The 10,376-nt window shown below is 65.3% G+C and carries 8 protein-coding genes and 2 pseudogenes; 2 read left to right on the top strand and 8 right to left on the bottom strand.

Going from position 1 to position 10,376, the window contains the following annotated elements; genetic code table 11:
* The 5 genes and pseudogenes from AC1DFC_RS22510 to AC1DFC_RS22490 all read right to left on the bottom strand — a co-directional run.
* Positions 1-329: ATP-binding cassette domain-containing protein (locus AC1DFC_RS22510; RefSeq protein WP_478180029.1), on the bottom strand; the 329-nt coding region annotated here is incomplete at its 3' end.
* Entirely contained in the window at positions 326-1,321 is a 996-nt protein-coding gene (locus AC1DFC_RS22505; RefSeq protein WP_413335640.1) for an ABC transporter ATP-binding protein, read from the bottom strand. The genes AC1DFC_RS22510 and AC1DFC_RS22505, both read right to left, overlap by 4 nt.
* Before the next feature lie 5 nt (positions 1,322-1,326).
* Positions 1,327-1,983, bottom strand: a pseudogene (locus tag AC1DFC_RS22500) (ABC transporter permease); the annotation flags it as partial.
* Positions 1,979-2,902 (bottom strand): annotated as a pseudogene (locus AC1DFC_RS22495) (ABC transporter permease); the annotation flags it as partial. The pseudogenes AC1DFC_RS22500 and AC1DFC_RS22495, both read right to left, overlap by 5 nt.
* Positions 2,903-3,232: 330 nt before the next feature.
* The gene (locus AC1DFC_RS22490) at positions 3,233-4,315 is read right to left on the bottom strand and encodes a tartrate dehydrogenase (protein WP_157609097.1); all 1,083 of its coding nucleotides are present in this window, start codon (positions 4,313-4,315) and stop codon (positions 3,233-3,235) included.
* A gap of 312 nt (positions 4,316-4,627) precedes the next feature.
* Between AC1DFC_RS22490 and AC1DFC_RS22485 the strand changes: the two genes are divergently transcribed.
* Positions 4,628-5,485, top strand: a complete 858-nt coding sequence (locus AC1DFC_RS22485; protein ID WP_413315598.1) for an aldo/keto reductase — start codon at positions 4,628-4,630, stop codon at positions 5,483-5,485.
* A gap of 16 nt (positions 5,486-5,501) precedes the next feature.
* Here the strand turns inward: AC1DFC_RS22485 and AC1DFC_RS22480 are convergent, their stop codons facing one another.
* The 3 genes from AC1DFC_RS22480 to AC1DFC_RS22470 form a co-directional block, all read right to left on the bottom strand.
* Entirely contained in the window at positions 5,502-6,998 is a 1,497-nt protein-coding gene (locus tag AC1DFC_RS22480; RefSeq protein ID WP_007838380.1) for a nucleobase:cation symporter-2 family protein, read from the bottom strand.
* Positions 6,999-7,146: 148 nt separating this feature from the next.
* Positions 7,147-8,403, bottom strand: a complete 1,257-nt coding sequence (locus AC1DFC_RS22475) for an alpha/beta hydrolase family protein (protein ID WP_478180028.1) — start codon at positions 8,401-8,403, stop codon at positions 7,147-7,149.
* 67 nt (positions 8,404-8,470) lie between these two features.
* On the bottom strand, positions 8,471-9,520 hold the full coding sequence (locus AC1DFC_RS22470) for an SDR family oxidoreductase (protein WP_478180027.1): 1,050 nt from the start codon (positions 9,518-9,520) through the stop codon (positions 8,471-8,473).
* A gap of 149 nt (positions 9,521-9,669) precedes the next feature.
* Here AC1DFC_RS22470 and AC1DFC_RS22465 point away from each other — a divergent pair, with 149 nt between their 5' ends.
* On the top strand, positions 9,670-10,368 hold the full coding sequence (locus AC1DFC_RS22465; RefSeq protein WP_007838374.1) for a TetR/AcrR family transcriptional regulator: 699 nt from the start codon (positions 9,670-9,672) through the stop codon (positions 10,366-10,368).
* Positions 10,369-10,376: the final 8 nt, after the last annotated feature.

The raw sequence follows: 10,376 nt of genomic DNA, 5'->3' as shown, positions 1-10,376 counted from the left end.
GGGTCCTGGAACACCATCTGGAAATCGCGCCGCGCGGTGCGCAGCTCGGCCTTCGACAGCGTGTGCAGGTCGCGGCCTTCGAGGCGCACGCTGCCCGAAGTCGGCGTGTCCAGCGCCATCACGAGACGCGCGATGGTCGACTTGCCCGAACCCGATTCGCCGACGATGCCGACGCTCTTGCCGGCGCGCACCTCGAAGCTCACGCCATTGAGCGCCTTCACGGTCGGTGGCGGGCCGAAGAGCTTCTCGCGCGGCAGCGCGTAGTGGCGATAGAGGTTGTTCACGGCCAGCAGGGGCTGGCCGGCGGCGGTGCTGGGTGGCTGGCTCATGCGGTGGCCGCCCTGGTGTTCGACGCGGCGATTTCGCCCAGCCGCAGGCAGCTCACGGCATGGTCGTTCGGCAGCATGGTGGCGCGTGGCCGCGTGCTCTGGCAGAGGTCGATGGTGTGGGCGCAGCGGCCCGAGAAGGCGCAGCCCCGGGGCATGTCGACCAGCTCGGGCACACTGCCCTGGATGGTCGGCAGCCGGCCCGCGCGCACCGCGCCGATGGCGGGGCGCGCCGCGAACAGGCCGCGCGTGTAGGGATGTGCGCGACCGGCAAAGACCACGTCCGTCGGGCCGCTCTCGACCGCGCTGCCGCCATACATCACGAGCATGCGCTTCACGCTGTTGGAAATCACGCCGAGGTCGTGCGAGATCAGGATCAGCGCCATGCCCATTTCCTTGACCAGGCCCTGGATCAGGTCGAGCACCTGCTTCTGGATCGTCACGTCGAGTGCAGTGGTGGGCTCGTCGGCGATCAGCAGGTCGGGCCCGCAGGCGAGCGCCATCGCGATGCCGATGCGCTGGCGCTGGCCGCCGGAGAACTGGTGCGGATAGGCATCGAGGCGCGAGGCCGCGTCGGGGATGCCCACGCGGTCGAGCAGGCTCAACGCCTCCTTGCGGGCCTGTTCCTTGGTCAGGCCGCGGTGCAGCCGCAGAGGCTCGCCCACCTGGCGCGCGATGGTGTGCACCGGGTTCAGCGCAGTCATCGGCTCCTGGAAGATCATGCCGATGCGGTTGCCGCGGATATGGCACATCTGCTTCTCGGGCAGGCCGACGAGTTCCTGCCCGTCGAGCTTGATGCTGCCCGTGACCTTGGCGCTCGACGGCAGCAGGCCCATCAGCGACATCACCGTGATCGACTTGCCGCAGCCCGATTCGCCGACGATGCCCAGCGTTTCGCCGCGCTCCAGCGAGAACGAAATGCCGCGCACGGCCTGCGCCGGCCCGCGCTGGGTTTGCAGGCCGATCTGGAGGTTGTTGACTTCGAGGAGGGGCATGGCGCTTACCGGGCTCTGGCCAGGCGCGGGTCGAGCAAGTCGCGCAACCCGTCGCCAAGAAGGTTCAGCCCGAGCACAGCGAAGGCGATCGCCATGCCGGGGAAGACGGCCAGCAGCGGCTGCTGGAACATGAGGGTCTGCGCCTCGCTGAGCATGCGGCCCCACGAAGGTTGCGGCGGCTGCGTGCCCAGGCCCAGGTAGGAGAGGGCGGCCTCTGCAAGGATCGCGATGGCGAAGCGGATCGTGATCTGCACGATCAGCACGGCCGAGATGTTCGGCAGCACGTGCTGCATCGTGATCGCGAAGCTGCCCTTGCCGCAGGCGCGCGCGGCGGCCACGTACTCGCGCGACCAGATGGCGTTGGCCGAGGCGCGCGTGATGCGCGCGAAGGTCGGGATGTTGTAGATGCCGATGGCAATGATCGCGTTGACGATGCCGGCGCCGAACACGGCGGTCATCATGATGGCCGAGAGGATCGCGGGGAAGGCCAGCGTGAAGTCCGACAGCCGCATCACCGCTTCTTCGACCCAACCGCGTTTTGCAGCCGCGAGCAGGCCCAAGGCGGTGCCGACCACCAGGCCGATACCGACTGCGATCACACCCACGAGGATGGATGCGCGGGCACCAACCAGCAGCAGCGAAGCCACGTCGCGCCCGATCGATCACGGCATACAGCACGTCGACCACGAAGTTCACGATCACCACCATGGCCGCCAGCAGCATCACGCAGTTGCGCACCACGATCAGGTCGCGGTTGCTGATGGCCTGGAAGATGAGGCGGCCCAGGCCCGGCAGATAGAACACGTTCTCCACCACGATGGTGCCGGCCAGCAGCTCGGAGAACTGCATGCCCATGACCGTGATGACCGGGATCATGGCGTTGCGCAGCACGTGGGTCCACAGCACGGCTCGTTGCGACACACCCTTGGCACGCGCGGTGCGAACGAAGTCTTCCCGCATCACCTCCAGCACCGCCGAACGCGTGATGCGCGCGAGGATCGCGGCCTGCACCACCGCCAGCGACAGCGCAGGCAGCAGCAGCGACTTGATGCCCGCGAAGATGCCTTCGCCCCAGCCCTCGAAGCCCCCGGCGGAGAACCACTGCAGTTGCACCGAGAACACGAGGATCAGCAGGATGGCGAACCAGAAGTTCGGAATCGCGATGCCGACCTGRGCCATGCCCATGAGGCCGACGTCGCCGAGCTTGTTGTGGCGCGCGGCGGCCGTYACGCCCACCAGCAGCGCGATCACGACGGTCAGGGCCATCGCCATCATGGCCAGCGGCACGGTGAGCGCGAGGCGTTCGAGGATCAGGTCGAGCACGGGCGAGCTGTAGGCGTAGCTGTCGCCGAGGTKGCCKGTCAGCAAGCCGCCGATCCAGTGCCAGTAGCGCGTCCACGCGGGCTGGTCGAGGCCGAGCTTGGTGGCCAGGGCGGCGACGGCTTCGGGCGAGGCGTCGGGACCCATGAGCATCTGCGCGGCGTTGCCCGGGAGAATTTCCAGAACGAGGAACACGATGATGGACGCGCCGATCAGCGTGCCGATCAGCGTCAGCGTGCGCTTGAGCAGGAAGAGGCCCATGTCAGTGACTCCGCTGCGTGGTGTTGTGTTGCGGTGTGTTCGGGGTGCGTGCACAGGCCATCGGGTACTCCCCTGCGCGAATGTCCCCCGGCCTGCGGCCTCCTCCTTTATTTCGCTGCGGGGAGCGCCCGATGCCCTGTGCACGATGGACGCGGCGCTCGTGCCGGCAGTTCAACCGCTCTGCTGAACGCTCACGCCGGCGGGGTGCCTTGCGCAGCGAAATAAAGGGGGAGGCCGAAGGCCGGAGGACATTCGCGGAGCAAGGCACCCCGTTGGCGTGAGCGCACCGCGAACGACGCACTCCGTACCGACCCCTGGCTTCCAGATTCGTCATGCAGAAATGCATTCGGCGATCGCGCGACCCACGTCCACGGTGTTGGCCGTGCCGCCCATGTCACGGGTGCGCGGGCCTTCACTCAGCACGGTCTCGATGGCCGAGAGCACGGCGGCGGAAGCCTGCGCGTAGACCGGGTCGTCGCCCCCGAGATGGTCCAGCATCAGCGCGGCCGACCAGATCTGGCCGATGGGATTGGCGATGCCCTTGCCCGCGATGTCGGGCGCCGAGCCATGCACGGGCTCGAACAGCGACGGGAACTTGCGCTCCGGATTCAGGTTGGCCGAGGGCGCGATGCCGATGGTGCCGGTGCAGGCCGGGCCCAGGTCGGACAGGATGTCGCCGAAGAGGTTGGAGGCCACGACCACGTCGAACCAGTCGGGGTGCTGCACGAAGTGCGCACACAGGATGTCGATGTGGAACTTGTTCGTCGCCACGTCGGGGTAGCGCGTGGCGATTTCGGCCAGGCGTTCGTCCCAGTAGGGCATGGTGATCGAGATGCCGTTCGACTTGGTGGCGGCCGTCAGGCTCTTGCGCTTGCGGCGGCTGGCGAGCTTGAACGCGTAGTCGATGATGCGGTCCACGCCGGTGCGGGTGAACACGGCTTCCTGGATCGCCATTTCGCGCGGCGTGCCTTCGAACAGGCGGCCGCCCACGGAGGTGTATTCGCCTTCGGTGTTCTCGCGCACCACCAGGAAGTCGATGTCGCCGGGCTTGCGGTGCGCCAGCGGACCGGGCACGCCGGGCATCAGGCGCACGGGGCGCAGGTTGACGTACTGGTCGAAGTCGCGGCGGATCTTGATGAGCAGGCCCCACACGGCGATGTGATCGGGCACCTTGTCGGGGGCGCCCACCGCGCCGAAGTAGATGGCGTCGTGGCCCTGGATCTTGTCGGCCCAGTCGGCCGGCATCATCAGGCCGGTGCGCACGTAGTGGTCGGAACCCCAGTCGAAATGGTCGTAGGAGAAGTCGATGCCGAAGCGGCGACCCACCGCGTCGAGCACGCGCAACCCTTCGGGCATGACCTCGACGCCGATGCCGTCTCCGGGAATGACGGCAATCCTGTGCTTCTTCTGCATTGACTCAACCTGTTCCAAGTTCGTTGCGTTCGGGGGCCGGCGCCTGCGACGCTGGGGCTGTTGAAAAATTCTAGGAGCGAGGGGTGGGGGTGCGGTGGGGGTTGGCACTCAAACCGCCTTGACAAGATCAGAAGGCGAAGCGTCGAGATTTCATAGAGGAGCTTGTCAATTCAATGTCACGAAATCGACTTCGATTTCGAAAAATTAGAAGGCTGGAGGCGCCCCGGGCGAACGCCGTGCTGCTGCACGGAGCACCGGGAAAGTCGTCGCCGGAGGGCTGACACGACCTTATGTCCCTCGTACCATGGCCCGATGCGAACACTCCAACTTCCCACCGGCGGCGAGATGCCCGTCCTCGGCCTGGGCACCTGGCGCATGGGCGAAAACGCGGGTCATCGTGCGGCGGAGGTGAAAGCCGTGCGCGAGGCCATCGCCCTCGGCTACCGGCTCATCGACACGGCCGAGATGTACGGCGAAGGCGGGGCCGAAACAGTGGTGGGCCAGGCCATTGCCGAGGCCCTGCGCGCGGGCGATGCACGGCGTGAAGAGCTCTTCGTCGTCAGCAAGGTTTATCCGCACAACGCCAGCCGGCGCGGCACGCGCGACGCCTGCGAGCGCAGCCTGAAGCGGCTTGGCCTCGACGCCATCGACCTCTACCTGCTGCACTGGCGCGGCAACCATCCGCTGCGCGAGACCGTCGCCGCGATGCAGTCGCTGGTGGCGGACGGACGCATCGGCCACTGGGGCGTGAGCAACTTCGACACCGACGACATGGAAGAGCTGATGCAGGCCGTGGGCGACGGGCCGGGCTGTGCGGCGAACCAGGTGTACCTGTCGCTCGGCGAGCGCGGCCCCGAGTTCAGCCTGCTGCCCTGGCAGCGCGAACGCGGCATGCCGCTGATGGCCTACAGCCCGATCGACCAGGGGGCGCTGGCCGAAGACGATGGGCTGAGCGAACTGGCCGGCCGGCTCGGCGTGACGGCTGCGCAGCTTGCACTGGCCGCCGTCGTCGCACGGCCCGGCGTGGCCGCGATTCCGAAGGCGGTGCGCAGCGCGCACCTGAAGGAGAACCTGGCTGCCGCCGATCTGCAGCTCGATGCGGCGACCCTGGCCGAGCTGGACCGCCTGCATCCACCGCCGCGGCGCAAGACGCCGCTGGCAATGATCTGAGAAGAAGAAAGAAGGATCAGTGCGCCTCGGCCTGCTTGGCCGCGGCGATCACAGCCTGCTCGTCGTGCTTCGCGCCGTTGAGGAACAGGTTGAGAAGCACGGCCGCGATCGACGCCAGCAGAATGCCCGACTCGATCAGCGAGTGGATCGCGTGCGGCATCCATTGCTTGAAGTTGGGCGCGATCAGCGGAATCATGCCGATGCCGATGGACACCGCGACGATCATCGCGTTGTGGCGGTTGGTCTTGAAATCCACGCCCGAGAGAATGCGGATGCCCGTGGCCGCCACCATGCCGAACATCACGAGGCCCGCGCCGCCGAGCACCACGGTGGGCAACGATTCCACCAGCGCGGCCATCTTCGGGAGCAGGCCCAGCACGATCAGGATCACGCCGCCGGCCACGCACACGTAGCGGCTCTTGATGCCCGTGACGGCCACGAGACCCACGTTCTGCGAGAAGCTGGTGTACGGGAAGGTGTTGAAGATGCCGCCGATCAGCGTGCCCAGGCCGTCGGTGCGCAGGCCGCGCGCCAGGTCCTTCTGGCTGATCTTGCGGTCGGTCATTTCGCCGAGCGCGAGGAACATGCCGGTCGATTCGATCATCACCACGATCATGATCAGCGTCATCGTGAGGATCAGGATCGGGTCGAACTGCGGCATGCCGAAGTGAAAGGGCAGCACGATGTCGACCCAGGCGGCCTTGCCCACCTTCTCGTAGGTCATGAGGCCGGTGACCGAGGCCACCACCGCACCGATCACGATGCCCAGCAGCACCGAGATGTTGGCGATGAAGCCCTTGGCGTACTTGACGATCAGCAGGATCGACACCAGCACCAGCGCCGCCACGCCGAAGCCAGAGAGGTCCGCGTACTTGGGGTTGGGCACCGTGGGCATGATCGCGAAGCCCTTGGGCACCGCGGGAATGGAACTGCCGGGCGAGGTGACCTCGGCCAGCCACTTCGCATACACCGGGTCGACCAGCGCGGGCGCCGTCGGGCCCACGGGGTTGCCGAAGATCCAGTTGATGCCCACGCGCATCAGGCTGATGCCGATGACCGCGATGATGGTGCCCGTGACCACCGGCGGAAAGAAGCGCAGCATGCGGCTCACCAGCGGCGCGATCAGTATCGATACGATGCCCGCGCCGATGATGGCGCCGAACAGCAGCTGCGCGCCGTTCTGGCCCGGGTTGGCGTTGGCGATGGCGACCATTGGCGCCACCGACGCGAAGGTGACACCCATCATCACGGGCAGCTTGATGCCGAAGAACTGCGTGGCACCCAGCGCCTGGATCAGCGTGGCGATGCCGCAGCAGAACAGGTCGGCCGAGATCAGCAGGGCGACCTCGTCGGGCGAGAGCTTGAGCGCGCGCCCGACGATGAGCGGCACCGCGACCGCGCCCGCATACATCACCAGCACGTGCTGCAGGCCAAGGGCCGCGAGCTTGCCAGAAGGCAGGCGCTGGTCCACGGGATGGACTGTCGGAACAGTGGAAGAGGTCTCGGCCGTCATCGTGTATCTCCTGGCGCAGCAAGGGGAGAGAGGCGTGAACGGCGCGGTGTTCCGTGGCGTCCACCTGGTGTGTACGCCAAACTGTATACAATTTATGCGGCAATCCGGATGCAGGAAAACCCGCATCGCGGGCCCTGGGCGAAGACGATCAGTTTTCCAATTTCAGCCGCCGCATGAGCCAGTTCGCGGTGAACTCGAAGTGCTCTCGCATGTTCGACTCCGCCGTGTGGCCATCCTCCCCAAATACCAGTTGCGTCACATTGAAGCCAAGAGCCGCAAGGGACGCAGGTTCATCTCTGGAGACGAGATCTTCGCGGGCGCCGTTCACCATGAGAATGGGTTTGTGCAACTGCACCGCGGTTGGCATCTTCAATTGACGTGAGAGTTGGAATGCTTCGTAGTATTCGCACATCGCCTGACGGGGTGTCGTCTGCGGATTCATGTTGGCAAACACGGTGTAGGGCGCGACGATCCATGCAGGCGCCGTCTTGCAATGCGCTTGTCCGAAGCTCGAATCGCTGGGGCCGCCTATGTTGACGATCGCCTTGTAGAAGTCGTTCCTCAGCCCGCCAAGCGTTCCCAAGTAGCCTCCCATGCTCCAGCCGTACACGGCCACTCGGCTCGCGTCCAGGTCGGTGCGGCTCTTGATGTAGTCCGCAACCGTGTCAAGCATCGCGGAGGACTCCGGACGGAATCCCAACTGGTTCTCCCCAGTGTCCGGATTTTCCACAATGAGGGTTGCGAACCCGCGGCCCATGAAGTAGTCGCTGTGCCGGATCATCTCCGTCTTCAGGTTGTCGAGGCCGCCGAGGATGACCAGCACCGGCAGCTTCTCGTTGCTGCCGCGTCGTGCCGACGGGGCTCGGAAGTAGCCAATGAATTCTTTCTCTCCGGTCTTGAATGTGATCCGCTGGAGCGGCTTTCCCAGGACCGCATAGGCTCGTTCGGTCGCCTGCAGATCCGCGGCGGGGACACGCTTGGGCAGCCGATTCATCCGCAGATAGAAAGCGGCCTTCTTGTATTCGGCCGATGCGGCCGCGCTGTCGCCCCTCTCTTCGGCCACGCGGGCTCGTTCCAGATGCACCTGGGCGGGCTTGCTGAAAGTCGCTTGCCAGGCCGCCTGCGACGGCCCGGCATGTTCCGGCAGCGTTCCAACGACGTCGTCGAACGTGCTTGCTTCGATTCCGGCATCCTCGAGCCACCAACAGATGTTGAATTTGAACGAAGGATGCATGCGAGCGATGCCTCCCGGGTACTCCGCCTGTCCTTTCCTGCAGAACTCGGCCATGCTGTCCGCCGCCCTGGCCGAGGGGATGCCCTGTGCCGCGGATTCGTGCGGCGCTGCCGCGACAAGAAGGACGGCTCCGAAGGCCGTCAAGAGTTTCAAGATCAATTTGTTCGTCACGGTCTTTCCTTTATCGGGTTGGGCGGCTCGGGCCCGTCGCAAGGGCGAAAAAGCGATTTGCTTGGCGCTATCGGGGCGACGCACTGGGCAGCCAGCCATTGCCGCGATACCAGGCGACCGTATCGGCAACGGTTTGCTCGATCGGGCGAAACTTCAGTTGAAGTTTCTGCTCGCTCTTCGTGTGATTGAAATGGCTGCGCCCCGCCTCCTTGCGCATCAGCCGCACCGTCGCCAGGCTGAGCAGGATGGGTTTGCCGCTGATCCGCGCATAGAGCTCCTGTGCCGCCGCCAGGAGATACAGGAGCGGGAAGGGCAAGTTGCGTGTCGGCGTCTTGATGCCCGCGATCTTCCCCATCAAGGGCACCAGTTCCTGCATCGTCATGTGGCGGCCGGCAGCCAGATAGCGTTCGCCGCGCTGCCCGTGCTCCGCGGCCGAAATCTGCGCCCTCGCCACATCGCGGGCATCGACAACGGAAAAGCTCCCAGGCAGCAACCCAGGCAATTTTCCAAGCACCACATCGTTGACAAATTGTCCTGACGAGGTGGGGCCAATATCGGCCGGCCCCCACATCCACCCTGGCAAGACAAAGCTCGCGTGCATGTCCGGGTGCGCTGCAAGAAAGGCCGACACGACTTGATCGGCCAGAATCTTGCTGCGGTAGTAGTCGTCGTCGGCATCTGCCAGGTCACGCAGAGAGGTCTCGTCGATGGGCATGCCCGGCTCGCCATTCAGCACCGCGATGGACGAGGTCTGAACGAAGCGCCGAATGCCGGCGTCGTATGCCCGCTCGATGAGCTGCTGCGTGCCGTCCACATTGATGCGTTTGAGCTCTTCCCAGTGGCTGCCGCCCTTGAAGTTGTCCCGGAAGAAGGCGGCGGTGTGGAACACCACGTCGCATCCTTGCAGTGCCCTGGAGAAAGCGGGTACATCCGCCATGTCGCCCAGCACCAATTCGACGCCTTTCATCCCCGCAAACTGCTGCTGACCTTTGGTCTTCGAGCGGGCGAGGGCCTTGACGGAGACGCCACGCGCGACCAGCTCGCGCACAAGGTTGTTGCCGAGAAGGCCGGTGGCGCCGGTGACAAATGCGGACCCCGGGCTCTTGGATTTTTCCATATCGATTGAATGTCAAAGATCAAATGAGTTTTGAATTTACCTTCGGCATTTTGAAATATCAAGTGATATTTGAAGAGGTGTCCAGCCTTGCCTCCGGAAGCACGCGCCCGCCGGTCGACATCCAAAGTTCATGTGATATCTTTTGAGGCATGAGTCCCACGACAGCAAGAAGGCGCCTGACCCGTGAGGAAAGCCGGGCGCAGACTCGCGAGCGCCTGATCGACACCGCGCAGCACCTGTTCGTGTCGAACGGCTATGGGGGCGCGTCGATCCGCGACATCGCGGACAAGGCGGGCTACTCCCAAGGCGCTTTCTATTCGAACTTCTCGAGCAAGGAAGACGTCCTGCTGGAGTTGCTGCGACGGCACATGGAAGCGGAAGCGACGCAGCTTTCCACGGTCTTGGGCAACGACGCGCAACAGCCCGAACAGATGCTGGCCGAACTGGAAGCCTGGGCTTCCACGCTCAATCACGATGCCGACTGGTGCATGCTTTCCATCGAACTGCAGTTGCATGCCAACCGCAGCCCGGCGTTCGCTGCGGAGTACCGGAAGGTGTGGGACAAACACCGGTCCGAGATCGGCGGCGTGATCGGCCTGTTGTTCGACAAGCTCGGGCGCTCGCCCCCTGCCGCACCGGACGAACTGGCCGCGGCCTTCATGGCACTCTCGCATGGGCTGGCACTGCAGCGGATGAGCACGCGCCCGGATCCCTCGGGCCGGCTGATCATGGTGTTCCTGCGCGGACTGATCGCAAGTGCGGAATGCCTGGGAACTGCAGCTGTCGCACCGGCCGACTCCTCTTCGCGCGAGCCCAGGAAGCGCGCTGCGAAGAAAGCTCGGCGCTGAATCGCACC

This window comes from Variovorax sp. 10L421 (assembly GCF_056395365.1).
Note: the sequence above shows the minus strand (reverse complement) of the source record. Positions and strands in the feature narration are given on the sequence as shown.

Excerpts from the sequence above, each read along its gene's own strand:
- AC1DFC_RS22505 (WP_413335640.1), bottom strand. The coding sequence starts at position 1,321 with ATGCCCCTCCTCGAAGTCAACAACCTCCAGATCGGCCTGCAAACCCAG.
- AC1DFC_RS22490 (WP_157609097.1), bottom strand. The coding sequence starts at position 4,315 with ATGCAGAAGAAGCACAGGATTGCCGTCATTCCCGGAGACGGCATCGGC.
- AC1DFC_RS22485 (WP_413315598.1), top strand. The coding sequence starts at position 4,628 with ATGCGAACACTCCAACTTCCCACCGGCGGCGAGATGCCCGTCCTCGGC.
- AC1DFC_RS22480 (WP_007838380.1), bottom strand. The coding sequence starts at position 6,998 with ATGACGGCCGAGACCTCTTCCACTGTTCCGACAGTCCATCCCGTGGAC.
- AC1DFC_RS22470 (WP_478180027.1), bottom strand. The coding sequence starts at position 9,520 with ATGGAAAAATCCAAGAGCCCGGGGTCCGCATTTGTCACCGGCGCCACC.
- AC1DFC_RS22465 (WP_007838374.1), top strand. The coding sequence starts at position 9,670 with ATGAGTCCCACGACAGCAAGAAGGCGCCTGACCCGTGAGGAAAGCCGG.